The organism is Paenisporosarcina sp. TG-14, assembly GCF_000297555.1.
Lineage (GTDB): Bacteria > Bacillota > Bacilli > Bacillales_A > Planococcaceae > Paenisporosarcina > Paenisporosarcina antarctica.
The window spans coordinates 12,554-37,079 of record NZ_AMGD01000020.1 but is presented as its reverse complement, the minus strand read 5'-3'; the positions used below and the strand labels follow the sequence as shown (position 1 = coordinate 37,079).

General features: G+C 37.7%; 26 protein-coding genes and 1 riboswitch. Of the genes, 24 read left to right on the top strand and 2 right to left on the bottom strand.

All coding sequences use genetic code 11. The features are described from left to right. Nucleotides 1-61: 61 nt before the first annotated feature. The gene (gene rnhC, locus C406_RS0106895; RefSeq protein ID WP_017379874.1) at nt 62-997 is read right to left on the bottom strand and encodes a ribonuclease HIII; all 936 of its coding nucleotides are present in this window, start codon (nt 995-997) and stop codon (nt 62-64) included. 89 nt (nt 998-1,086) lie between these two features. Here rnhC and zapA point away from each other — a divergent pair, with 89 nt between their 5' ends. The 14 genes from zapA (at nt 1,087) to C406_RS0106825 (ending at nt 16,583) form a co-directional block, all read left to right on the top strand. Beyond that, nucleotides 1,087-1,347, top strand: coding sequence for a cell division protein ZapA (gene zapA / locus C406_RS0106890; protein WP_017379873.1), 261 nt, complete (start codon nt 1,087-1,089; stop codon nt 1,345-1,347). Between the two features lie 4 nt (nt 1,348-1,351). After that, nucleotides 1,352-1,891, top strand: coding sequence for a CvpA family protein (locus C406_RS0106885; protein WP_017379872.1), 540 nt, complete (start codon nt 1,352-1,354; stop codon nt 1,889-1,891). A 211-nt stretch (nt 1,892-2,102) separates the two neighbouring features. Next, nucleotides 2,103-3,803 carry a DNA polymerase/3'-5' exonuclease PolX gene (gene polX, locus C406_RS0106880; RefSeq protein WP_017379871.1) on the top strand — a complete coding sequence of 567 codons (1,701 nt, stop codon included), beginning with the start codon at nt 2,103-2,105 and terminating at the stop codon, nt 3,801-3,803. Between the two features lie 13 nt (nt 3,804-3,816). Continuing rightward, nucleotides 3,817-6,180, top strand: a complete 2,364-nt coding sequence (locus tag C406_RS0106875; RefSeq protein WP_017379870.1) for an endonuclease MutS2 — start codon at nt 3,817-3,819, stop codon at nt 6,178-6,180. 99 nt (nt 6,181-6,279) lie between these two features. Beyond that, the gene (locus tag C406_RS0106870; RefSeq protein WP_017379869.1) at nt 6,280-6,693 is read left to right on the top strand and encodes a DUF350 domain-containing protein; all 414 of its coding nucleotides are present in this window, start codon (nt 6,280-6,282) and stop codon (nt 6,691-6,693) included. A 460-nt stretch (nt 6,694-7,153) separates the two neighbouring features. Next, nucleotides 7,154-8,857, top strand: coding sequence for a long-chain-fatty-acid--CoA ligase (locus C406_RS0106865; RefSeq protein ID WP_017379868.1), 1,704 nt, complete (start codon nt 7,154-7,156; stop codon nt 8,855-8,857). Between the two features lie 87 nt (nt 8,858-8,944). After that, nucleotides 8,945-9,526 (top strand): TetR/AcrR family transcriptional regulator, encoded by a 582-nt coding sequence (locus C406_RS0106860; RefSeq protein ID WP_017379867.1) that lies wholly within the window; start codon nt 8,945-8,947, stop codon nt 9,524-9,526. An 18-nt stretch (nt 9,527-9,544) separates the two neighbouring features. Continuing rightward, the gene (locus C406_RS0106855; protein ID WP_017379866.1) at nt 9,545-10,318 is read left to right on the top strand and encodes an enoyl-CoA hydratase; all 774 of its coding nucleotides are present in this window, start codon (nt 9,545-9,547) and stop codon (nt 10,316-10,318) included. Between the two features lie 25 nt (nt 10,319-10,343). Then, nucleotides 10,344-11,117: an electron transfer flavoprotein subunit beta/FixA family protein gene (locus C406_RS0106850; RefSeq protein WP_017379865.1), complete on the top strand. Its 774-nt coding sequence runs from the start codon at nt 10,344-10,346 to the stop codon at nt 11,115-11,117. Nucleotides 11,118-11,154: 37 nt separating this feature from the next. Further along, nucleotides 11,155-12,129 (top strand): electron transfer flavoprotein subunit alpha/FixB family protein, encoded by a 975-nt coding sequence (locus C406_RS0106845; protein WP_017379864.1) that lies wholly within the window; start codon nt 11,155-11,157, stop codon nt 12,127-12,129. Nucleotides 12,130-12,319: 190 nt separating this feature from the next. Then, complete coding sequence (gene trxA / locus C406_RS0106840; protein ID WP_017379863.1) at nt 12,320-12,634, top strand: thioredoxin; 315 nt, start codon at nt 12,320-12,322, stop codon at nt 12,632-12,634. A gap of 93 nt (nt 12,635-12,727) precedes the next feature. Continuing rightward, nucleotides 12,728-14,518, top strand: coding sequence for an excinuclease ABC subunit UvrC (uvrC, locus tag C406_RS0106835; RefSeq protein WP_017379862.1), 1,791 nt, complete (start codon nt 12,728-12,730; stop codon nt 14,516-14,518). 42 nt (nt 14,519-14,560) lie between these two features. Next, nucleotides 14,561-14,742: riboswitch (Lysine riboswitch) on the top strand. A 188-nt stretch (nt 14,743-14,930) separates the two neighbouring features. Then, a complete protein-coding gene (locus tag C406_RS0106830; protein WP_017379861.1) occupies nt 14,931-16,154 on the top strand; it encodes an aspartate kinase in 1,224 nt (407 codons plus the stop codon). Between the two features lie 57 nt (nt 16,155-16,211). Then, a complete protein-coding gene (locus tag C406_RS0106825; RefSeq protein WP_017379860.1) occupies nt 16,212-16,583 on the top strand; it encodes a J-domain-containing protein in 372 nt (123 codons plus the stop codon). A 141-nt stretch (nt 16,584-16,724) separates the two neighbouring features. On the opposite strand, the gene C406_RS0106820 is transcribed toward C406_RS0106825, so the two are convergent. Beyond that, nucleotides 16,725-17,138, bottom strand: a complete 414-nt coding sequence (locus C406_RS0106820) for a YslB family protein (RefSeq protein ID WP_017379859.1) — start codon at nt 17,136-17,138, stop codon at nt 16,725-16,727. A gap of 274 nt (nt 17,139-17,412) precedes the next feature. Between C406_RS0106820 and C406_RS0106815 the strand changes: the two genes are divergently transcribed. The 10 genes from C406_RS0106815 to C406_RS0106770 all read left to right on the top strand — a co-directional run bounded on the left by C406_RS0106815 (nt 17,413) and on the right by C406_RS0106770 (nt 24,517). Continuing rightward, nucleotides 17,413-18,024, top strand: a complete 612-nt coding sequence (locus C406_RS0106815; RefSeq protein WP_017379858.1) for a succinate dehydrogenase cytochrome b558 subunit — start codon at nt 17,413-17,415, stop codon at nt 18,022-18,024. Nucleotides 18,025-18,080: 56 nt separating this feature from the next. Next, entirely contained in the window at nt 18,081-19,838 is a 1,758-nt protein-coding gene (gene sdhA, locus C406_RS0106810) for a succinate dehydrogenase flavoprotein subunit (protein ID WP_017379857.1), read from the top strand. A 6-nt stretch (nt 19,839-19,844) separates the two neighbouring features. Continuing rightward, nucleotides 19,845-20,621, top strand: a complete 777-nt coding sequence (gene sdhB / locus C406_RS0106805; RefSeq protein ID WP_017379856.1) for a succinate dehydrogenase iron-sulfur subunit — start codon at nt 19,845-19,847, stop codon at nt 20,619-20,621. A 32-nt stretch (nt 20,622-20,653) separates the two neighbouring features. Continuing rightward, nucleotides 20,654-20,851, top strand: a complete 198-nt coding sequence (locus tag C406_RS0106800) for a hypothetical protein (RefSeq protein ID WP_017379855.1) — start codon at nt 20,654-20,656, stop codon at nt 20,849-20,851. Nucleotides 20,852-20,986: 135 nt separating this feature from the next. Continuing rightward, the gene (locus tag C406_RS0106795; protein ID WP_017379854.1) at nt 20,987-21,433 is read left to right on the top strand and encodes an acyl-CoA thioesterase; all 447 of its coding nucleotides are present in this window, start codon (nt 20,987-20,989) and stop codon (nt 21,431-21,433) included. A gap of 59 nt (nt 21,434-21,492) precedes the next feature. Beyond that, complete coding sequence (locus C406_RS0106790; RefSeq protein ID WP_017379853.1) at nt 21,493-21,720, top strand: helix-turn-helix domain-containing protein; 228 nt, start codon at nt 21,493-21,495, stop codon at nt 21,718-21,720. A 75-nt stretch (nt 21,721-21,795) separates the two neighbouring features. Next, a complete protein-coding gene (locus tag C406_RS0106785) occupies nt 21,796-22,254 on the top strand; it encodes a MarR family winged helix-turn-helix transcriptional regulator (RefSeq protein ID WP_017379852.1) in 459 nt (152 codons plus the stop codon). Nucleotides 22,255-22,264: 10 nt separating this feature from the next. Then, entirely contained in the window at nt 22,265-23,062 is a 798-nt protein-coding gene (gene racE, locus C406_RS0106780) for a glutamate racemase (RefSeq protein ID WP_017379851.1), read from the top strand. Nucleotides 23,063-23,165: 103 nt separating this feature from the next. Then, nucleotides 23,166-23,921, top strand: coding sequence for a ribonuclease PH (rph, locus tag C406_RS0106775; protein WP_017379850.1), 756 nt, complete (start codon nt 23,166-23,168; stop codon nt 23,919-23,921). Continuing rightward, nucleotides 23,921-24,517, top strand: a complete 597-nt coding sequence (locus tag C406_RS0106770) for an XTP/dITP diphosphatase (RefSeq protein ID WP_017379849.1) — start codon at nt 23,921-23,923, stop codon at nt 24,515-24,517. Before rph ends, C406_RS0106770 begins: the two co-directional genes overlap by 1 nt. Nucleotides 24,518-24,526 lie beyond the last annotated feature (9 nt).

Sequence of the window (24,526 nt, the reverse complement as noted above, 5' to 3'; positions counted from 1 at the left end):
CTGTCACTCAAATTACTGGGTCAGTTCAATTTTTGTCCCGTTTTTCTTGCAAATAAAGATGTTAGATTCTTTTTTTCTTAGCAATTGCCATGGCTTTCCCTGTATTCGCAAAATGTTTTTTCGTAATTGACGTTAAATAGTCTTCACCTTTAGATAATAAAATTTGTGCTGCGACTTCATCTACTTTAAAACCAGCACCTTTTGGTATAGTGACTCCAGCTTTTTGACTGAGCTTATCCATCTCTTCTAAAAAGGCAACGCGTGCTAAAATGGATGCAGCTGCCACTGATACATGAAGTTGTTCAGCTTTAGTTGAGAACAATACATTTTCACGAATGATTTCTTTTTCAGCTTTTATATGATTGTAGTAAATGCCTCGTTCTGCAAACTGATCAATTAATATAAACTCAGGTTTATCAGGGGCAATTTTAGTGAGTACATGTTTCAAGGCTTGATTGTGTAACAGTGCTTTTATTTTTCCTTGTGACCAGCCTGAAGCTTGCACGGTGTTGTATTTTTCATTCCCAAGGACCAGGATGTTGTAAGTCAGTGATGTTTTTAAATCAGGCGCCATTTTGCGCATAAGGTCATCCGTCAGCATTTTTGAGTCTTTGACACCTAAGAATTGAATGAGTTCGATTTTATCCGCAGGCACGTAACAAGCAGCAACTGTCATAGGACCAAAAAAATCACCAGTTCCAGTTTCATCGGAACCAAGGACTGATTTCAAGGCAAACCCTTCAGGTAAAGTATCACCTTTTGTCGAGCTGACTTTTTTACCTGCTTTTTCTTGTACTGTTCCCCAACGCATTGCTTCTCGACTTGCACCTCCACCTTGAAACAATACTTTCCCAGACTTGTAAACAGTAATAGATGTGTCTGATAGTTTCGCAGCAAAAACCACACCCGGTGCGTTTCTTTGAATTTTGTTTTTTAAATAATAGGACATGACGGTTTTTAGTTGATTAGTAGATAATAAAAGAACTTCGTTTGACATGAACACTTTCCTTTCTATGGTTCATTATTCACAACTGTATCCATTTCATGGTATGATACATATTAGGATTTTGATGAGGAGGGAAACCTTTGTCAGAGCAACATAAAATACGCGTTTCAGTAGATATTTATGGACAAACATATATGATGATGGGTTCGGAAACGAGCGGGCATATGCGTCTAGTTGCATCTATGGTTGACGATAAAATGAGAGAAATAAACACTCATAATCTATCATTAGATAGTTCTAAATTAGCTGTTCTAACAGCACTTAACGCAATGCATGAATATGTTAAAATAAAAGATCAAATAGAACGATTAGAAGAAGAAATAAAAATGTTAAAGGGCTGAATAAATGTTAGATTTTGTGATTTTACTACTATTATTAATAGGATTAATTGTGGGTGCTAGACGAGGTCTAATCGTCCAATTGTTACATATGACGGGATTTATTATTGCACTCATCGTGGCCTATACTTATTATAAACCACTTGCTGAGAAATTTGTGTTGTGGATTCCATATCCTGCAGTTGACTCAAGTTCAAGGCTTACATTTGCAATTGAGAAACTTGATTTAGATCAAACGTTTTATCAATTGATTGCATTTGCACTCATCTTTTTTGTAATCAAATTTGCTTTACAACTTGTTGCTTCCATGTTTGACTTTCTTTCGTACTTACCTGTATTAGGATTTATTAGTAAGATTGCAGGAGCAATTTTAGGATTTATTGAATTTTACATACTGTTGTTTATTTTAATTTATGTATTTGCTTTATTACCAATAGAACCTTTCCAAAGTTTAATTGAAAACTCCAATTTAGCGATTTTCATGCTAGAAAACACACCATATTTTTCTGATGCGGTTAAAAATTGGTGGTACATCTATACTGAGTAGTGACTTCTCTCTTCCTGAGAGGAGTTTTTTTTAAGAGGATGTTCAAAAAGTCCGCTTAAAATAGCTGTCGTATCACTTCGTTGGCTTGCTTCTCCGCTCCTCACGTATCAAAACCATACGCTGCGGTGCTCGAAGACTACGCCGCCTCGACCTACTCGGCTCTTTTAATGCTCCTTTTTGAACAGGGATTTAAATGACTGGAGGAATCGTTATGAATAAAAAAATTATTATCCGAACCTTAGAGAAAATTGCTTTATATATGGAATTAAAAGGTGAAAACCCATTTAAAGTGTCTGCTTTCCGAAAGGCGGCTCAAGCACTTGAGCTTGATGCAAGAAGCCTTAGTGAAATGGACGATGTGACGAAATTAAAAGGCATTGGAAAAGGAACTGCCGCAGTAATTGATGAATTAATTGAAACAGGTAAGTCATCCGTATTGCAAGAGTTAGAAGAGTCTGTGCCAAGTGGTTTATTACCTCTATTAAAACTTCCTGGTCTAGGTGGAAAGAAAATAGCGAAGTTATATCAAGAACTTGGTGTCGATTCAGCCGAGTCTTTAAAATTGGCTTGTGTGGATGGAAAAGTTCAAGCATTAGCAGGTTTTGGTGCAAAAACACAAGAAAAAATCATGAAAGAATTGGACCAATTTGAATCAAGACCAGATCGTTTACCCATTTGGCGTTTAGAAACGGCTGTGTTAGTGATTGAAGATATTATGAGTAAAATCACACAGATTGATAAATTCTCAGTGGCTGGTAGCTTTCGTCGTGTAAAGGAAACGAGTAAAGATCTCGATTTTATTATCGCAACTACAGATATTGTGGCAGTGAGAGAAGCTTTATTAAAAGAGTTACCCGTAACTGAAATTATTGCAGCTGGAGACACAAAAGTTTCAGTAACGATTGATTATGAAGAATTAATTGATGTCGATTTCCGTTTAGTGGAACCTGTAGCTTACATAACTGCGCTTCATCATTTTACGGGATCAAAAGATCATAATATCAAGCTTCGTCAAATAGCTAAATCTCAAGGAAAGAAAATCAGTGAATATGGAGTGGAGCAAGAAGATGGTTCAAATCAAACATTTGACTCAGAACAAGACTTCTTCGCTCATTTCGGACTTCCTTATTTTCCGCCCGCTGTACGTGAGGATTCTAAAGAATTTGACCGTCAAGAGGATTTGAAAGAACTCATACAGGTGGAATCAATAATATCGGATTTGCACATGCATACCACACAGTCAGACGGGGCTCATACATTGCGCGAAATGATTGAAGCATGTGTGGAAAAAGGCTACACACATATGGCCATTACGGATCACTCACATTATTTACGCATAGCAAATGGCTTATCTGCAGAACGCGTACGTGAACAAATTAAAGAGATTCGACAAATTCAACAAGAGTATCCAGAGATTCAAATAATGGCGGGGACTGAAATGGACATATTACCGGATGGTTCGCTTGATTTTGATGATGACCTCCTAGCAGAGCTCGATTTTGTCATCGCATCAATTCATTCAAGCTTTAGTCAACCACAAGAAAAAATTATGGAGCGATTATTAACGGCAATGAAAAATCCCCATGTCGATATGATAGCGCATCCCACAGGACGTATTATTGGAGTACGTCCAGGCTATAATCCAGATGTGTCACAATTAATTAAATGGGCTGCAGAATACGGCAAAATCCTTGAATTGAATGCAAATCCGCATCGCCTTGATCTAGCTACAGATTATTTAATAGAAGCACAAAACTTACAAGTACCCATTGCCATAAATACAGATGCACATGCTATTGATCAATTAAGATTTATGAATATTGGTGTAAAATATGCTCAAAAAGCATGGTTAAAGCAAGACCTAATTGTTAATACATGGTCTTATGAAAAGTTGAAAAATTTCTTGAAATAAAGGAGTGTTTTGAATGATAACAAAACGCGCATTGAAAACACTTGAATTTGATAAAGTGAGAGCTCAAGTAGCCAATTTTTGTACATCCTCGCTAGGAAGTGCACAGTTAGATGTATTAGAACCTTCCATCATTTTCGATGAGGTCGTGAGATTATTAGATGAAATGGATGAAGGGTTATCACTGCTACGCGTACGTGGAAATGTACCGATGGGTGGCATATTTGATGTGCGTGGACATGCAAAACGTGCACAAATTGGTGGGATGCTAAGTCCGATTGAACTAATGGAAATAGCGAGTACCATTCGTGCCAGTCGAGTATTGCGTCAATTTTTTGAAGCGGTAGAAGAAACTGAAGACATTAATATTCCATATTTCATAGAACGCAAACAAGCAATACCAATCTTAACTGCACTCGAACACGAAATCATTGCGTGCATTGATGATAATGGGGCAGTTTTAGATAGTGCGAGTATCCAACTACGCACGATTCGACAACAATTACGCTCACAAGAAAACCGTGTACGTGAAAAGTTAGATGGCTATATACGCGGGAAAAATGCTTCGAAAATGTTATCGGATACGATTATAACTATACGAAATGATCGTTTTGTAATCCCAGTAAAACAAGAATACCGTGGAAACTATGGTGGAATTGTTCATGATCAATCTTCATCTGGGCAAACCTTATTTATTGAACCGGCTGCAATAGTACAAGCGAATAATGAAATACGTCAATTGAAAATGAATGAAAACGAAGAAATAGAACGTATTTTGTTGATGTTATCACTTGAGGTTCAAACTGTAGCTCATGATTTATTTGGTGTAGTTCAAATTCTAGGGGAAATTGACGTTATTTTAGCGAAAGCGAAATATGGTCAAGCAAATAATTGCACAAAGCCAGTAGTCAACGAAAAAGGAATGATTCGGTTAGTGAAAGCCCGTCATCCTTTGTTAAATATAGAGGAGGCAGTTGCTAATACGATTGAGTTTGGCGATGACATTACTGCTATTGTTATTACAGGACCAAATACAGGTGGTAAGACCGTTACACTTAAAACAATAGGACTGTGTACATTAATGGCTCAAGCAGGTGTTCCGATTCCTGTATTAGATGGTTCTGAAATTGCTGTATTTGATCAAATTTTCGCTGATATTGGAGACGAACAATCCATTGAACAAAGTTTAAGTACATTTTCTTCTCATATGGTGAACATCGTTGATATATTATCTAAGTTTGATGAGCAAAGCTTGGTATTATTTGATGAACTTGGAGCAGGGACTGATCCACAAGAAGGTGCTGCCCTTGCTATTTCTATTTTAGATGAAGTTCATGGCAGAGGTGCTCGTGTCATGGCAACGACTCATTACCCAGAGTTAAAAGCTTATGGCTTTAATCGACCAGGGGTTGCGAATGCAAGTGTTGAATTTGATGTTGAATCATTAAGTCCAACATATAAGTTGTTAATTGGCGTTCCTGGTCGAAGTAATGCATTCGAAATTTCAAAACGACTAGGGTTACCGGCACATATTATTAAACATGCACAGTCATTTACCGGCACAGATCGTCACGAAGTTGAATCGATGATTGCTTCGCTTGAAACAAGTCGAAAAAAATCTGAAAAAGATGCTGAGCAATCCGCTGAATTACGCATCGAATCAGAAAAGATTCGAGAAGATTTGACAAATCAATTACAACAACATGAAGAGCAAAAAGACAAACTCGAACAAAAGGCAAAAGATAAAGCACGGAAAATTGTCGAGGAAGCAAAAAGACAAGCTGAAGGCATTATTGCTGAACTTCGTAGTATGCAAAAAAATGCACAATATGTAGTTAAAGATCATGAATTAATCGATGTACGGAAACGTTTGGAAAAAGCAGCACCTGAAAACACTGTATTAAAAAAACAACAACAAATTAAAGAGCGTGAAAAAACCCTAACACAAGGTGATGAAGTCAAAGTCTTAAGTTATGGTCAAAAAGGTATCTTGTTGGATAAAGTTTCAAGCACGCATTGGACAGTTCAAATTGGTATTTTGAAAATGAAATTAGATGAATCTGATTTACAATACATCAAACCAGAGAAACAAAAGCAAACTTTCGCAATGACTCATGTGAAGGGTCGAGATACATACGTGAAACTAGAATTAGATTTGCGTGGGGAACGATATGATGATGCGGTTTTAAGAGCTGAGAAATATATAGATGATGCAGTGTTGTCTAACTACAACCAAGTATCAATTATTCATGGAAAAGGTACAGGAGCATTAAGACAAGGAATTCAACAGTTTTTGAAGAAACATTCTCGCGTGAAAAGCTATCGATTTGGTGAATCAAGCGAAGGTGGACATGGTGTGACGATAGTGGAGTTGAAATAAACTAGACTTTTCCATCATTAATATTGAAAAAACTCATTTAATTGAAACTTATGAGCATTTCATTCGTAAAAGCTAGAAACGATTTAAGGAGTAAACATTATGGTAGCTATGAATTTTTGGGAACACCCATTAGTGGAAACAGCCGGGTATTTTAGTGTGGTTGTGTTGTGTTTAATTGTGACGATGGTTTTATTTGAACTCGTAACGAAATATAAAAACTGGGAAGAGATTCAAAAAGGAAATATGGCAGTAGCTATGGCAACAGGTGGGAAAATTTTTGGGGTGGCGAATATTTTTCGCTATGCAATCGACAATCATAATTCACTACCTGAAATGATAGGGTGGGGCTTATATGGGTTCTTTTTACTCATAGTCGCTTATTTTTTATTTGAATTTTTGACGCCAAAGTTTAATATTGATCAAGAGATTAAAAATGACAATCGATCTGTCGGGTTTATTTCTTTATCGATTTCTGTCGGTTTATCATTTGTCATTGGTGCAAGTATTTCATAGGAGCGGATTATATTGGAAAAACTAGCAAAAGTATTACTCGTTGTATGTATCGGATTTATTCTAGTAGGCATCCTGTATTTATACGTACAATAAGAAAACGTAAAAGTTGCAAGATTTCCTTAGCGTCGAAGTAACCGTAGGAGTTCAAGTGAGCAGCGGATACAAAAACACAGCAAGGTTGACTGTAGAAAAAAGAGAAGTGAGAGGTGACTTTTGTCACCTCTCACTTCTCTTTCATTCTCAAGGTTATAATGCAGTGGGTTTGCTGTCCAATGCAATTCGAAAATCTTAGTCAATTAAATAGGTAAAAAAGCGTAATCATTCTTACCATTTTTATTAATATTGCATGGGACATGTAAATTATCCCATGTTTTTTTGTTATTTTATTGTAAGCGGATTCATATTTCTCTATAATGAAGAATAGGAATATTCAAACGATTTAAAAAAAGGAGGAAAAAATATGACGGCAAAACCGTGGTTAGCTCAATATCCACCAGAAATCCCACACACGTTAACATACGAACCTATTCCAGTTCAGGAATATTTGACACGTGCTTATCAAAGTTATCCGGAAAAAGTAGCTATACATTTTCTCGGGAAAGACGTCACGTATCAAGAACTCTATGAATCTTCTTTAAAGTTTGCTAATTATTTAAGGTCAATTGGAATTGAAAAAGGCGACCGTGTTGCTATTATGTTGCCAAACTGTCCTCAAAATGTCATTGGCTATTATGGGATCTTGTATGCAGGGGCAATTGTAGTTCAAACAAACCCTCTTTATACTGAGCGTGAAATTGCCTATCAAATGAAAGACTCTGGGGCAAAAGCGATTCTTTCACTTGATATTTTATTCCCACGTATTTCAAAGGTGATTAAAGAAACGAATTTAGAAAATATTATTATTACGGGTATTAAAGATTACTTACCATTCCCGAAAAATTTAGTTTACCCATTTATACAAAAGAAACAGTATGGTTTTACTGTAAAAGTGGAACATCGAGGCATGAATCACTTGTTCCCTGAAGTCATGAAAGTAGGGAAGGCAGAAAAAATTGAAGTTCCTTTTGATTTTGAAGAAGATATTGCAATTTTACAATATACGGGCGGAACAACCGGATTCCCGAAGGGTGTTATGTTAACTCATAAAAACCTAATTTCAAATGCTACCATGTGTGATGCTTGGCTTTATCGTAGTGAAAAAGGGAAAGGAACAATTTTAGGAATCCTACCATTTTTCCATGTATACGGTATGACAACCGTATTAATCTTATCTGTAATGCTTGGAAATCGAATGGTTCTATTACCGAAGTTTGACGTAGAATCAGCGCTGAAAACAATTCACAAACAAAAACCTACATTATTCCCTGGTGCTCCAACGATATATATTGGATTATTAAATCATCCAGACATTGGAAAATATGATTTATCTTCAATCGAAGCTTGTTTAAGCGGTTCTGCACCTTTACCGGTAGAAATCCAAGATAAGTTTGAAAAAGTGACAGGTGGTAAGTTAGTAGAAGGATATGGTCTTACGGAGTCTTCTCCAGTGACACATGCTAATTTTGTTTGGGATAATGAGCGTATTAAAGGCTCGGTTGGGGTCCCTTGGCCTGATACTGATGCTGGAATTTTCCAAATGGATTCAACGGAGCCAATGCCTCCAGGTCAAATCGGGGAGATATGTGTCCGTGGTCCGCAAATTATGAAAGGCTATTGGAATCGTCCGGAAGAAACCGAACATACGATGCGGGATGGTTGGTTATTAACAGGCGACTTAGGATATATGGACGAAAAAGGTTTCTTTTATATAGTCGATCGAAAGAAAGATATGATTATTGCAGGTGGTTTTAATGTGTATCCTCGTGAAATTGAAGAAGTGCTGTATGAACATCCTGCAATTCAAGAATGTGTAGCGGCCGGAGTACCTGATCCTTACCGCGGAGAAACTGTTAAAGCTTTCATTGTCCTAAAAGAAAATCAACATGTATCAGAAGAAGAGCTGAACGCATTTTGCAGGGAGCATTTAGCAGCATTTAAAGTTCCGCGAATCTATGAATTTAGAAAAGAGTTACCAAAAACAGCAGTAGGTAAAATTTTACGACGTACATTAGTTGAAGAAGAAAAAGAAAAAATCATAAATGCCAGTGCTGCTACTACAACGTAACATCTCTTGACAACAGTGATTCATCAGTCTAAGATAAAATTGTGAATGAATATTCATTCACAATTTTATTTTTTGGCGGTGATATCTATGAAACGAGACAAACCAAAGTTCAAACAAATAATCGATGCAGCAGTTGTTGTGATTGCGGAAAATGGGTATCACCAAGCCCAAGTTTCTAAAATCGCTAAACAAGCTGGCGTCGCCGATGGAACCATCTATTTGTATTTTAAAAATAAAGAAGATATTTTAATATCTGTGTTCCAAGAAAAAATGGGTTTATTTGTTGAAAACTTAAAAGGCATTATTAATGATGGCACAACATCATCAGATAAACTACTGAAAATGATAGAAAATCATTTTAATGTATTAGGTACAGATCACCATTTAGCAATTGTTACTCAGTTAGAACTGCGTCAATCTAATATAGAAATTCGCTTAAAAATCAATGAAGTATTAAAGGAGTACTTAATGTTACTCGACGATATTTTAATTGAAGGAAAAGAAAATGGTGAATTTCAAGAAGATTTAGATATTCGCCTTGCTAGACACATGGTCTTTGGTACAATTGATGAGACTCTTACTACTTGGGTTATGAATGAACAAAAGTATGATTTGATGAGTTTAGCACCAAAAGTTCATCAACTTTTACTAAGAGGTATGAAAGCATAAGTGAGAGGATGGATATGTATGGAATTTTTGAGTTGGACTGTAGAAAATTATGTTGCGAAAGTAACGATCAATCGACCACCAGCAAATGCATTATCACGCGCCCTTATTGTCGAAGTAAACGAATTAATGAATGCAGTTGAACATGATGACAGCGTTCGTGTCATCGTCTTACACGGGGAAGGTCGTTTCTTCTCAGCAGGAGCAGATATTAAAGAATTCACTCTAATTAATACAGGAGAAGAATTCTCAGCTTTATCTGCAAGCGGACAAGAAATATTTGAACGTCTTGAACGATTCTCGAAACCTGTCATCGCCTCTATTCACGGAGCTGCTCTTGGCGGAGGACTTGAACTTGCTATGAGTTGTCACATGCGAATTGTATCTAACAATGCTAAACTAGGATTACCTGAATTACAGCTAGGTTTGATTCCTGGTTTTGCAGGTACTCAACGTTTACCAAGATTAGTAGGTATGCCTAAGGCAGCAGAGATGTTGCTAACAAGTGACACAATTAGTGGTGAAGAAGCCGTTCAATGGGGTTTAGCAAACCGTGCGTATGCAGAAGAAGAAGTGCTTGCTAAATCAATGGAATTGGCTACTAAAATTGCGAAGAAGAGTCCAGTTGCGATGAAAGCTGCAATTGAGATGCTACAATACGCAAAATCATACGCTTATGATGAAGGTGTGAAAGCTGAAGCACAATCTTTTGGAACCGTTTTCGTATCTGAAGATGCTCAAGAAGGAATTTCAGCTTTCATTGAAAAACGCGAACCATCATTCAAAGGAAAATAATGACAAGTATTGGGAGGTCTGCAACATGAATATTTATGTGTTGGTAAAACGTACATTTGATACAGAAGAAAAAATTGTCATTTCAGGTGGCCAGATTCAAGAAGACGGCGCTGAATTTATCATTAATCCTTACGATGAGTATGCGATTGAAGAAGCTATCCAAGTTCGTGAAGCACACGGTGGCGAAGTGACTGTATTGACAATGGGTGGAGAAGATGCACAAAAGCAACTTCGTACAGCACTTGCAATGGGAGCTGACAAAGCTGTTCTTATTAACGTAGAAGATGACTTAGATGAAATGGACCAATTTACAGCTGCTCAAATTTTAGCGGATTACTTGAAAGATAAAAACCCAGACTTAATTTTAGCTGGAAACGTTGCGATTGATGGTGGATCTGGACAAGTTGGACCACGAGTAGCTGACTTATTAGATATCAACTATGTAACAACTATCACGAAATTAGAAATTAACGGAACACAAGTTAGTATCGTTCGTGATGTAGAAGGCGATTCTGAAATGATTGAAACATCATTACCACTTTTAGTTACAGCTCAACAAGGGTTAAATGAGCCTCGTTATCCTTCTTTACCTGGGATTATGAAAGCGAAAAAGAAACCTCTTGAAGAAGTTGAATTAGATGATTTAGATATTGATGAAGATGATGTTGAAGCGAAAACGGAGACAATTGAAATTTACTTACCTCCTAAAAAAGAAGCAGGTCGTGTATTGCAAGGCGATCTTTCAAACCAAGTACAAGAATTAGTAGAATTACTTCGTAAAGAAGCAAAAGTCGTTTAATCGAATCTAAAGATTTGTAATTGGAGGGAAACACATCATGTCAAAAAAAGTAATCGTATTAGGTGAAGCACGTGAAGGTGCTTTACGTAATGTATCTTTTGAAGCAATCGCTGCAGCGAAGAAGATTTCAGGTGGTGGAGAGATTGTAGCTGTTCTTTTAGGAGACTCTGTTCAATCTCTAGCAACTGAAATGATTCATTATGGAGCAGACCGTGTGGTAACTGTTGAACATCCACATTTAAAAATATATACTTCTGACGGTTACAGCCAAGCATTTATGGCAGTAGTTGAAGGTGAGAGTCCAGATGCAGTTGTTTTCGGACACACAGCACTCGGAAAAGATTTATCACCTAAAGTAGCAAGTAAATTAAAATCAGGCCTAATTTCAGACGTAACAAGTATCGAAGGCGAAGGTTCAGATGCTGTATTTGTTCGTCCGATCTTCTCTGGTAAAGCATTTGAAAAAGTGAAAATCAAAGATGGTATTGATTTCATAACGGTTCGTCCTAACAACATTGAGCCATTAGCTCACGATGATAGCCGTACAGGGGATGTATCATCAGTATCAGTTGAGATAAAGAACCTTCGTACAATAATTAAAGAAGTTGTTCGTAAATCAACTGAAGGCGTGGATTTATCAGAAGCGAAAGTAATTGTAGCTGGTGGTCGTGGCGTTAAGAGTGAAGCTGGTTTTGAACCATTAAATGAATTAGCTAGAGTATTAGGTGGAGCAGTTGGAGCATCTCGTGGAGCATGTGACGCTGACTACTGTGACTACTCTCTTCAAATTGGACAAACAGGTAAAGTGGTAACACCTGACCTATACATTGCAGCAGGTATTTCTGGCGCAATTCAACATTTAGCAGGTATGTCTAACTCGAAAATTATCGTGGCAATCAATAAAGATTCTGAAGCGAGCATTTTCAAAGTTGCTGATTATGGAATCGTTGGTGATTTGTTCGAAGTCATTCCAATGTTGACAGAAGAATTCAAAAAAATGAAAGCTAATTAATACTAAAAAAACTCCGCAAAATGAATTTTTTGCGGAGTTTTTTTGTTTAAAATATTTTTAAAAGGTTAATATACCTAAGAAGGATTAGGTCTAGAAAGTAATTTTTCGCTTACTGAGCAGAATAGTAGAAGCGCTTTTTCTCACATGCTATACTACGTTTACAGTTTGTATTTGAAGGAGGATATTTATTATGGCAATTGTACACGGTACAGATCAAAGTTTTTCAAGCGAAATTTCAGACGGTTTAGTTTTAGTCGATTTTTGGGCACCATGGTGTGGTCCATGTAAAATGATCGCTCCAGTTTTAGTGGAATTAGACGCTGATATGAGTGATAAAGTTAAAATTGTAAAAATAGATGTGGATGAAAACCAAGAAACTGCTAGCAACTTCGGTATTATGTCTATCCCAACATTAGTTCTTTTCAAAGACGGGAAACCTGTTGATAAAGTAGTTGGATTTAACCCGAAAGAAGCATTAGTAGATTTAGTTAACAAACACGCATAAAATTGCCCTTTAGTCAGGAACAAGTATATTGACATATTAAGAAAATCGGGTACCCAAGGGCGCCCGGTTTTTTTTCAGTAGGTGATGATAATAGTGAATGAATTAATACAACAGAAATGTACGATATTACCGGACCAGCCTGGTGTTTATTTAATGAAGGACAGGCAAAGTACGATTATTTATGTTGGAAAAGCCAAAGTATTAAAAAATCGAGTACGTTCGTATTTCACTGGCAGTCATGACGGAAAAACACAACGTCTTGTCAATGAAATTGAGGACTTTGAATACATCGTTACATCTTCAAACATCGAAGCATTGATTTTAGAACTGACCTTAATTAAAAAACACGATCCTAAATATAACATTATGCTAAAAGATGATAAAACATATCCCTATATTAAAATAACAGGTGAAAAACACCCGAAATTAATTACAACCCGGCAAGTTAAAAAGGACAAAGGAAAATATTTTGGTCCTTACCCAAATGCATATGCAGCTAGTGAAACAAAAAAATTGTTGGATCGATTATATCCATTACGCAAATGCACAACATTACCGGACAGAGTTTGTTTGTATTATCATTTAGGTCAATGCTTAGCGCCTTGCGTAAAACCAATTGAGCAAGATGCCTATCGTGAGATTATTGATGAAATAACACGATTCTTAAATGGAGGATACAAACAAGTCAAACAAGAATTAACAGGGAAAATGTTAGTGGCTGCTGAAAATTTGGAGTTTGAACGAGCAAAAGAATACCGCGATCAAATCACGCATATTGAAACAGTCATGGAAAAGCAAAAAATGATGACGAATGATTTTACGGATCGTGATATTTTTGGCTATGCAATTGATAAGGGCTGGATGTGTGTACAAGTTTTCTTTGTACGACAAGGCAAATTAATTGAACGCGATGTATCTATATTCCCTTTATACCAAGATCCTGATGATGAATTTTTAACTTTCTTGGGACAATTTTATGATCAGCCTCATCATATAAAACCAAAAGAAGTGCTGTTGCCTATTTCAGTTGATTTGGACTTAGCCAATCAACTACTCGAAGTAAAAGTGGTTTCGCCAAGTCGCGGGCAGAAAAAACAAATGATTGATTTAGCGACAAAGAATGCTGAAATTGCAGTACGTGAAAAATTTCAACTAATTGATCGGCAAGAACAGCGAACGATAGGTGCTGTTGACGATCTCGGGAAAGCTATGAATATCTCGCCACCTCTAAGAATTGAAGCTTTCGATAACTCACATATTTACGGGGCTGACGCGGTCTCAGGGATGGTATCGTTTATAGATGGAAGACCTAATAAAAAAGACTATCGTAAATATAAAACGAAAACAGCGGCACGTCATGATGACTACGGGGCGATGCGAGAAGTTATACGTAGACGATACACGCGTGTATTAAATGACCAATTACCTTTACCTGATTTAATCGTTATTGATGGTGGGAAAGGACAAATGGAAATTGCCCGGGAAATTATTGAAGATGAACTTGGTTTATCTATACCGATTGCAGGACTCGCAAAAGATGAGAAGCACCAAACTTCTTCATTGTTATATGGGGATCCTCCTCAAATTATTCCGTTAAAACGGACGAGTGAAGGATTTTATTTACTTCAACGTATTCAAGATGAAGTGCATCGATTTGCCATTACATTCCATCGACAACAAAGAGGAAAACATACCGTCGCATCTGCTTTAGATGGCTTTGAAGGTATTGGACCAAAACGTAAAAAAATGTTATTAAAACATTTTGGATCAGTAAAACGTATCAAAGAAGCAACAGTCACTGAATTGAATGAATCAGGATTGCCTTTGAAAATTGCTGAATCAATGTCAACATATTTTCATAATGAAACATTGTCAAAAGAGTAACCATGTGCTATTGTTGACACACTGAAATTGAATCACTTAATAAGTGGTGATAGAGGTGCGAAAATCATCAGTAACCTGCTAGAGGATGAACAGATCCGACGACTGCAGGTGAAAGGGGAATTCGCCGAAGTTCGACATAAACTGTATCTTATGTCGCGCTGGTTTTGCATTGAAAAAATGCAGGATTGTCAGAATCTAAATGATTCTGGAGGGCTATCTCACATGGACGCTTCTTTCGAACGGCCATGCATGGAGACAGCTTTTCACGAATTTTCGTGGATAAGCTGTTTTTTTATATTGATAAACTTTTATTTTTGCGTATCAGTATAGGAAAAGACATCATCTTGCACTATTTTGGATGCAATCTTGTTTTTCTAATTTAGCTTCTTTGGAAATAAAGGGAGAGTTAACATTGAGTCGTATTGTCATGAAATTTGGTGGGACGTCTGTTGGTAACACTGAACGTATTCGTAACGTCGCAAAACGTGTTATCGGAGAGACTGCAAAAGGTCATGAAATTGTAGTGGTTGTCTCAGCTATGGGGAAAACAACAGATGAATTGCTGCGTTTAGCAGAGGATTTATCCGCAGAGCCCTCAAAACGCGAAATGGATATGTTGTTATCAACGGGGGAACAAGTGACAAGTGCTTTATTAACAATGAGTCTTCAACATATGGGGCAAGATGCGGTATCATTTACCGGCTGGCAAGCGGGCATTGGAACTGAATCCGTTCATCGTAATGCTCGGATTGAACACATCGATACCATTCGGATAGAACAAGCTTTGAGTGCTGGTAAAGTGATAGTTATTGCTGGATTTCAAGGGTTGGATGCGTTTGGTGAAATCACGACACTCGGTCGTGGAGGCTCAGATACAACGGCAGTTGCTATAGCTGCATCAATTCTAGCGGACCGATGCGATATTTATACCGATGTCGATGGCATTTATACGTCAGATCCTCGTTTTATAGAAGGTGCCAGGAAATTACAAGAACTGTCATATGATGAGATGTTAGAACTAGCAAATTTAGGAGCGGGTGTATTACATCCTCGTGCTGTAGAATTCGCCAAAAACTTTTGTCTGCCACTCAGTGTTCGTTCAAGTTTAAGCGAAGAAACAGGCACCATATTATTGGAGGAACCAACAATGGAGAAAAATCTAATTGTGCGCGGTGTCGCATTTGAACCAGAAATTGTTCGTATTACGATTGCATATGAAGTGCCATTTAATGGCTCTCTCGCTAAAATTTTTACTATGCTTGCAAGATATCATATAAACGTTGATATTATTGTTCAAAGTATTATGGAAGGGATACAACCAAGTGTGTCATTTTCAATTAAAAAAGAAGATTTTGCCGAAACAATTCACATATTAAAAAGCAATAAGGATGATTTAGGTTACCAATTAGCGAATTTTGAAGAGGGCTTAGCTAAAGTATCAATTGTTGGTTCTGGAATGGTTTCAAATCCTGGTGTGGCTGCTCAAATGTTCGATCGACTTCGTAAAGAAGAAATCGCTGTTAAGATGGTGAGCACCTCAGAAATTAAAGTTTCGGTAGTTATCCCTGAAATTGACATGTTAAAAGCAACAAATGCTTTGCACGATGAATTTGGATTAGCTGTAGTTCGAGTGTAAGAGTTTGTCATGCTATGATGATGATATTCTGATTAACATGAGAGGCAGTGAAAGTTAATGAACTGGCATATCGTGGAGGATTTAATCAAAAAAGCACAGCGTGATGGACAGTTTGATCATTTGCCGGGAGCAGGGAAACCTTTGCCACCAGATGAATTTGCTCATTATCCAGAAAATATTCGTATGGTTATGCGCATATTAAAAAACTCAGGTCATGATGCAGAAGCGCAGTTTATTAAAGAAGAAATAAGTGATTTGCAACATCAAATGAAAAAAGCTACGCGACAAGAAAAGACTGAGCTAGAGCAACAGTACAATCAAAAACTCACAAAAATGAATCAACTTTTATCTAAAAAAGGAATTAAGACAAATAGTAGTGCATTTAAACAATACCAATCTCAAATAGACGATAAGTTTAAATGGGATTAAAAAAAGCTGGCAGTCACTCCATATGGAAGTGGCTGCCAGCTTTTTTATAGATAAAACTGCTTTAAATTTGTAAACTGAACAACTATTATAAATTTCTGTGTCTAACTAAGTAGCCTACCATGGTGTGCTATTCTATGCTGTTTAAATTTTCTCTTTTAGATCCCATTTCACGTGGAATTGAATGACGTTCTTCTTCAGGTCCTTTTCTTCAAAGCATTCGGTCAAAAAGCCACCTAGTTTTTGTTGTTGTTGTGCTAAAAAACCTGCCTCTATGCGAAAGCAACGTTTTTCGATTTGGAGTAAATCAGGTTCTCCTGTTAATTTGTAAAAGGCTTCATTTTTTGTAAGGCGTTCAAGTGTTAACTCACCCCACCCAGCTTCTTGAAAAAAAGAAGTCGTTTCTTCCATTGAAAACATCTGAAACTTACGAGCTAATTCTTTTCCTGACCAGTATAAAATATCGCTTTCGTGCTTGCCTAGAATTGTAGAAAGCACATGATCCCGAATTAATTCATAACCAAAAGTGGGTACTGTTTTTGTGTCTGTCATTGTCATTTAAATCTCACTTTCTAAATAAATTCGCGTCAAAATTTTTTGAATATAAGAATTTAACATAGGCAAGGTAGAAAAACTATGCAAAATCGAGAATATATCTGCGTTTACTTGTTGTTTCTAGTGCGCTCCCTTGCCTTGACGCTCCCTATCGATGGGAGTACAATAAACATGTCATAATATTGTACCATGATGAGATATGCAGTCAATATTGCTTTCGTAGCATACGAAGGCTTGAATTTGTCTGACTATTTTAAGTACCGAGGGGGTAATAGATTTGTCGAAAGATAGTGATTTTTATTTACGCCGTTTGCATTCTCTACTTGGGATCATTCCGATTGGTTTGTTCTTGACGCAACATTTAGTAATAAACTATTTCGCAACACGAGGCGCAGCGTCATTTGAAACTGCGGCACACTTCATGGAGAATCTTCCGTTCCGCTTGTTTTTAGAGTGGTTTGTGATTTTCTTGCCATTAATGTTCCATGCATTCTATGGTCTCTACATAGGATTCACCGCAAAGAATAATCCAAAACGTTTTGGTACTTTCCGTAACTGGTTGTTTGTTTTACAACGATTTAGTGGAGTCTTCCTTGTCGTGTTTATCGCATGGCATATTTTTGAAACAAGATTCCAAGCAGCAATTGGTGCAAAAGAAGTTAATTTTAACATGATGGCTGATATTTTAGCGAATCCATTTATGTTTGCTTTCTATGTGGCAGGTGTTGTAGCTGCAACATTCCACTTTGCAAATGGTATTTGGTCATTCCTAGTAAGTTGGGGTATCACTCAATCTCCTAGGTCACAACATATTTCTACTTATGTGACGATAGGGATCTTCTTAGCATTATCTGTAGTCGGCATTCAAGCACTTCTTGCATTCGTGTAAAAAGTTTATTAATTGAAAGCGTTTGACTACTATTAAAAAGAGGAGTGAGGAAAATCATGGCAAAAAGTAAATTGATCGTTGTCGGCGGAGGTTTAGCTGGATTAATGGCTACAATTAAAGCGGCAGAAAAAGGTACACCTGTTGAATTATTTTCAATTGTTCCTGTAAAACGCTCACACTCAGTTTGTGCGCAAGGCGGGATTAACGGAGCTGTAAATACAAAGGGTGAAGGCGATTCAACAGCCAAACACTTTGACGATACAGTATATGGTGGAGATTTCTTAGCAAACCAACCACCTGTACAAGCAATGACTGAAGCAGCACCTAGCATTATTCATTTATTAGACCGTATGGGTGTTATGTTTAACCGTACACCTGAAGGCTTACTTGACTTCCGTCGTTTCGGTGGAACGATGTACCATCGTACAGCATTTGCTGGTGCAACAACTGGCCAACAATTATTGTATGCACTAGACGAGCAAGTACGTAAGTTTGAAGTTGACGGACTTGTGACGAAGTATGAAGGTTGGGAATTCCTTGGGGCTATTCTTGATGACGACGGAGTTTGTCGTGGTGTAATGGCACAAAGCTTAACAACAATGGAAATCCGTGCATTCCGTGGTGATGCTATTATTATGGCAACTGGTGGACCAGGGATTATTTTCGGGAAATCTACAAACTCTATTATCAACACAGGTTCTGCTGCATCAATTATTTATCAACAAGGCGGACATTACGCGAATGGTGAATTCATTCAAATTCATCCTACAGCGATTCCTGGGGATGACAAGCTTCGTTTAATGTCTGAATCGGCTCGTGGTGAAGGTGGACGTGTTTGGACGTATAAAGACGGAAAACCTTGGTATTTCCTTGAAGAAAAATATCCAGCTTACGGAAACTTAGTGCCACGTGATATCGCTACTCGTGAAATTTTTGATGTATGTGTTAATCAAAAATTAGGGATTAACGGCGAAAACATGGTGTACTTAGATCTTTCTCATAAAGATCCGAAAGAATTGGATATTAAACTTGGTGGAATCATCGAAATTTATGAGAAATTCATGGGTGACGATCCCCGTAAAGTACCGATGAAAATTTTCCCTGCAGTCCATTACTCTATGGGTGGATTATGGGTAGACTTTGATCAAATGACGAACATTCCTGGTATATTTGCTGCAGGTGAATGTGATTACTCTCAACATGGTGCAAACCGTCTAGGAGCAAACTCATTACTTTCTGCAATTTACGCTGGAATGGTTTCAGGTCCTAACGCTGTAGATTATATGAGCGCATTAGACAAGCATTCAGAAGATATGCCTTCTACAATTTTCGATGCACACATCGCTGCTGAGCAACAGAAGTGGGATGATACAATGGCATTAGATGGCACTGAAAATGCATATGTCTTGCATAAAGAGCTTGGCGAATGGATGACAGACAATGTAACAGTTGTACGTTACAATGATCGTTTACAAGCAACTGATGATAAAATTCAAGAACTTCTTGAACGTTATAACAATATTAATATTAACGACACTCAAAAATGGTCAAATCAAGGCGCAACATTTACGCGTCAGTTGAAAAATATGCTATACTTGGCTCGCGTAATTACATTGGGTGCACTTAACCGTAATGAGAGCCGTGGCGCTCACTACAAACCAGACTTCCCAGACCGTAACGACGATGAATTCATGAAAACTACGATGGCTAAGTTTGATCCAGCAACTGGTGCACCAATCTTCCATTATGAAGAAATCGATGTTACTCTTATTGCGCCGCGTAAACGTGATTACTCAGCGAAGAAAGGGGATTAATTATACATGAGTGCAGCAACAGCTACTAAAACAGTCGTTCTCGAGATCCTTCGCCAAGATACAACAGAATCTACACCATATTGGGAAAAATTCGAGTTAAATTATCGTCCAAATATGAATGTCATTTCAGCTTTAATGGAAATACGACGTAATCCAGTCAACTCAGATGGTAAACAGACAACACCAGTAAATTGGGATATGAACTGTTTAGAAGAAGTCTGTGGTGCTTGTTCAATGGTGATTAACGGGAGACCTCGTCAATCATGTACAGCACTTATTGACAAATTGGAACAACCAGTTCGCTTGGAACCAATGAAAACATTCCCTGTCGTACGCGATCTTATCGTAGACCGTACACGTATGTTTGATTCATTGAAAAAAGTGAAAGCTTGGGTTCCAATTGATGGTACGTATGATCTTGGAGAAGGTCCACGTATGCCTGAACGCAAACGTCAATGGGCATATGAATTATCAAAATGTATGACTTGTGGAGTATGTTTGGAAGCTTGTCCAAACGTAAACGACAACTCAGACTTTATGGGACCAGCTGTTTTATCACAAGTTCGCCTATTCAACGCGCATCCAACAGGCGCAATGAACAAAGACGAACGTCTTAATGCCCTAATGGGTAAAGGTGGTATCGCTAACTGCGGTAACTCTCAAAACTGTGTAGTTGCATGTCCAAAAGGAATTCCTTTGACAACCTCTATCGCAGCTATAAACCGTGATACTTCGGTTCAAATGTTCAAAAACTTCTTCGGAAGCGACCACATGGTTGACTAAGAAGAATTCAAATTTAGTAGCCTCTCGCATTTTTGCGAGAGGCTACTTTTTTTATTCGAGAATTAGGAGGAAATTGGTTAGTTGCTCCATTCCCGCCGAAAGTTGTCCCAGTCGAGCTAGAAGTTGACCCAGTCCCGTTGAAAGTTTCCTCATTCGAGCCAGAAGTTGCTCCAGTCGAGCCAAAAGTTGTCCTAGTTCCATCAAAAGTATCAAAAGTATCGAAAGTTTAAACGACATTAGCTTCGATACAATCAATTTAAAGATGTTAAAGTCTCGATTAAAACCTTTTCACTTCTTAAGAAAATTTGTTACAATTGCGTTAATAATGAATCGCCATTCATTTTAGAAAAGGGGAGTTATAAACTATGCGTGCATCTTATATTCAAGACCCGGAAAAATGGGCAAGTGGTTTCGATTTTTCAGTACCTGTGCAAGTTCGATTTGGTGAAACGGATATGTTTGGTCATTTGAATAATACATATAATTTTTCTTATTTCGAGTTGGCTCGAATTGAATATTTTAAGCACATCGGTTTGATGAATGATTGGCTTAATCCGAAAGGGACGACTATTCCAGTTGTTGCAGACCTTCAATGTGACTACGTGAAGCAAGTATTTTTTGACGAAAAGCTTCAAATTCATGTGAAAGCTGAGTCTATAGGTAATTCATCGGTTGATATTCATTACCATGCAACAAATAAAAAAGGGGATACTGTTTTCACTGGAAGAGGTTCTATTGTTCAAATTAATAAAACAACGGGAAAAGGTTCAGCGTGGACTGAGAAAGAAAAATCGTTATTCATTCCAAGATAGCCGTGACCTCTGCTAGGCTTTCAACATAAGTTACAAGGAAGAAGGGATAGGAGGGGCATATGTTGTCAGAACGGGCACATCATCGTTCATTATTGACTGGGCGAGAAAGAGAAATATTTCAATTATTAGTTCGTGATTATTCAACGAAAGATATTTCGATTCAATTAAAGATCAGTGAAAAAACCGTAAGAAACCACATCTCCAACACTATTCAAAAGTTAGGTGTATCGGGTAGATCACAAGCTATACTAGAACTTTTACGACTAGGCGAATTATCACTCGACTGAGTAGGTCTTGCCAATTTCCACAAAAAACGTCACAATGGATACAAAGTAACTGTATTCAGGGAGTGGATATTGAACATGACAGAGCAAATTTCGAGAAAACAACACAATCAAGAACAAGTAGCTTTTTTAGAGAAAGAACTTCGATATATTTCAGGAATAATAAAACAAAAAGGTCGACAAATATTAAGCAATTACACGGTTACGCCACCTCAATTTATTGCATTACAATGGTTATTTGAACATGGAGATATGACAATTGGTGACCTTTCTACCAAAATGTATTTGGCATTTAGTACGACGACAGATTTAGTAGACCGTATGGAGAAGAATCAAATCGTTATGCGTGTGCGTGACGAGCAAGATAGACGCGTAGTTCGAATTCATTTATTAAAAGAAGGCGAGCGCGTAATTGAAGAAGTAATACAAAAACGTCAAGCTTATCTACAAGAAGTTTTGTCTGATTTTGATGCGCCAGAAGTTCAACAATTGTCGAATTTGCTTCATAAACTTCATGTAAAAATGAAAGAGGATTGAGGCGAATCTCGTGAATGCACCTATCGGCGTGATCGATTCAGGTGTTGGCGGTTTAACGGTTGTAAAAGAACTTATGCGACGATTGCCCAATGAGCAGTTTCTCTACATTGGAGATACAGCTAGATGTCCTTATGGCCCTCGTTCAGCAACAGAAGTGCGGAAATTCACGTGGCAAATGGCACAAGCACTAAAAGGGCATTCCATCAAAATGCTCGTTGTCGCATGCAATACAGCCACAGCAGTCGCACTTGAATCTTTACAAAAAAAATGTCCGTTTCCGGTTGTCGGTGTTATTTTTCCAGGAGCCCGTGCAGCTATAAAAGCAACAAAACGATCAGAAGTATGTATTTTAGGTACTGCAGGTACGATTCTTAGTGGGGCTTACGAGCAAGCACTAAAATCGTTATCTTCTTCTTGTCATATAGTACCTCTAGCTTGTCCTGCGTTCGTTCCGCTTGTTGAAAGTGGTGAATACGAAGGGGACTTTGCAAATTATCTAGTTGAAAAAACACTCGAACCACTTCATGCAGAGTCGTTTGATACGTTAATATTAGGGTGTACTCATTACCCTTTATTACAAAAGCTTATCGAAAAGGCAGTTGGTCCGAATGTGACTGTATTATCATCTGCTGAAGAAACTGCTGATGATGTAGAGGAAATACTCAATTATTACCATTTACAACGTCAAGAAGTGAATACCCAGTCGCACTTTTTCTATACAACAGGATCCATTCCTATGTTTAAAACCATCATTAGTAAATGGCTTGAAATTTCAAACCCAAACATTCAACAAATAATATTTAAATAAAACCCGGAATTCTTTTGAAAAAAGGAATCTCCGGGTTTTGATTCGTTCACAGAATATGTGATACGATAAGCTTGCGAACCTACTATGAGGAGGCAACACATATATGAGACATGATGGACGAGACACAAACCAACTTAGACCAGTTACAATAGAAACAGACTATTTAGTACACCCAGAAGGTTCTGTTTTAATTACCGTAGGGCAAACAAAAGTCATTTGCACAGCTACGATCGAAGAACGTATCCCTTCATTTTTACGTGGTCAAGGTAAAGGGTGGATAACTGCTGAATACTCCATGCTGCCTAGAGCAACAGGCTCTCGAACTCAGCGTGAAGCGACAAAAGGCAAAATTGGTGGACGTACGATGGAGATTCAACGTCTCATTGGACGAGCATTAAGAGCAGTTGTTAATTTAGAAGCTTTAGGTGAAAGAACATTGTGGATAGACTGTGATGTTATCCAAGCTGATGGAGGCACACGAACAGCTTCTATTACCGGTGCATTTGTTGCGATGACAATGGCCATTGCAAAATTGCAAGATGCAAAACAACTGCCTGAATTCCCTGTAACCGATTTCCTAGCTGCAACGAGTGTTGGGATGGACGAAGAATTAGGCGCAATTTTAGATTTAAACTATGTGGAAGATTCCACTGCAAATGTTGATATGAATATTATTCAAACAGGTTCAGGACAGTTTGTAGAACTTCAAGGAACTGGAGAAGAAGCTACGTTTACGAGACAACAACTAAACGAAATGCTCGATCTAGGAGATGAAGGAATTAAAAACCTAATAGTAATTCAAAAAGAAGCGTTAGGCGAAATCGCTGACCGCATCGGTTATCAGTTAGGCGTTTTATAATGAAACAAGTAATTATAGCAACGAAAAATAAAGGCAAAGCAAAAGACTTTGAAGCGATTTTTAATCCATACGGTTTTGAAGTCCTGACTTTCCATGATGTTGCTGAAGATATGGAAGTCGAAGAAACAGGTACTACGTTTGAAGAAAACGCTATTCTAAAAGCAGAGGCGCTTGCAGAGCGATTACAAACGTTTGTAATTGCTGATGACAGCGGTCTTGAAATTGACGCTTTAAACGGCGCACCAGGGGTCTATTCTGCAAGGTATGCAGGGGTAGATAAAAGTGACGAAGCCAATATGGAAAAAGTGTTGACCGAACTAGCACATGTAGATGACAATAAGCGTATGGCTCGTTTTTGTTGTGCCATTGCTCTAGCAGGTCCAGGCATGGAGACTAAAACTGTCTTTGGGACATGCGAAGGTCTTATAGCACATGATCGAAAAGGAACGAATGGCTTTGGCTACGATCCTATATTCTTTGTACCAGAGTTAGGAAAAATGATGGCTGAATTACAACCTAAAGAGAAAGCTGCAATTTCTCATCGGGGAAATGCGATTAAGAAAATCTCAGAAGAATTACCAAACTTGTTGAGGTAAGGTGGCGAG